At 43.7% G+C, this 1,396-nt stretch carries 1 protein-coding gene; it reads right to left on the bottom strand.

Annotation, left to right across the window (positions count from 1 at the left end):
• Positions 1 to 1,256: YlbE family protein (locus AC5KOD_RS02595; protein ID WP_496912982.1), on the bottom strand; the 1,256-nt coding region annotated here is incomplete at its 3' end.
• Between the last annotated feature and the right edge of the window lie 140 nt (positions 1,257 to 1,396).

Raw genomic sequence — 1,396 nt, 5'->3', positions numbered from 1 at the left:
TTCATGCCTAATTTTTCTGCATAAGCGGTAATAGCTTTTTCAAAACAAGATAATGGCGGACGAACTGTGCCTGCCCCTATTTGACCAATCCCAGCTTTTTTATGAGCAATCCCTGTATTAATTACAGGCGTAATGCCTGATTCTACTACTAATCGAGCATCAATACCTAAACAAATTCCTTTGAAATCCCATGTTGGCACTGGGAAATTATTGTTATGACTGAGACAGATTTCTGACATTTCGTTACTAGTATTCAAGGCGTCGTAGAAACCACCTGAACCAACAAAACGGGTCACGGCTGGTGCTGCGATCATCGCCATCCCACCTACACCAAAGGTTTCAGTGATTGCACTGTCCCCAATATCTGTATTCGCATCTTCTCCACTATAGCCTGAAAAGTACAAGCCTTGCGGCGTATTTACTGGACCTGTGAACCATTGGTCTCCCATTCCACTTATTCTGATACCGAAGTCTTTTCCGTTTCGACACATTGCTGTGACAACTGTTCCCTCTTCAATTTGACGAGCCCCATCCATCACTGCTTTGGCTGCTGCCATCATAATGTTTAAGAAAAATTGATCCGTATCTGCTAAGAATTTCGAGACTTCTTGCTTCTCTTTTTCTGTAATAGTCAAGCTCGTAATAATTGGGCCAACTTCCTTATAGAAAGCGAGTGATGCCGCGATGTTTCGTTGATGGAACTCATCTCCCATGGCAATTGCTTTTGCTACTAGGACGTTGATATTCAAACCGTCTTCCATTGTGCTAATGGCTTTACTCAAGACTGGTCCTAATGTGTCACGCATCCAACGTAAACGGGTAATGACTTCCTCTGAGTAAGCACCAAAACGCAGGACAGCGCCAATTCCTTCGTTCATCGTACAGTAAGCACGATTGCCATCTGTTTTGTTTTCAACTACTAATAATGGCATGTTCGCTGAGGTAATTCCTCCCATCGGACCAACTGCATTGTAGTGATGACATGGCGCAAAGGCTACTTTACCAGAAGCTAGTAGCTCTCGAGCTGCGACTTCATCAGTCGCCCATTCTTCAAAGAGAACCGCCCCTACACATGACCCTTGCATTGGATCTGTCATCTCTTCCCAACTCATTGGCGGCCCCGCATGAAGAAGCATGTAGCTATTCAACTCAGGAATCAGTGCTTTCGCTGGTTGAACATCCATTAAAAAGGGTGCACTTTGGGTAATTTTATTAATCACGGCTTGGTTAGCCTCATCAATTGTTTGATAACTCATGATTAGTTGTCCTCCTTTGACGTGAACTCGTAATTTGATAAGAAATACAAGACATTTTGAAGCTTAACATCGCCACCGGCTGATGGTCGCCAATCGAAGTGAACCACTTCTCCACCATTATCTGTGATCGATTCGGTAAA

The organism is Vagococcus sp. WN80Y (assembly GCF_059621045.1).
Note: the sequence above shows the minus strand (reverse complement) of the source record. Positions and strands in the feature narration are given on the sequence as shown.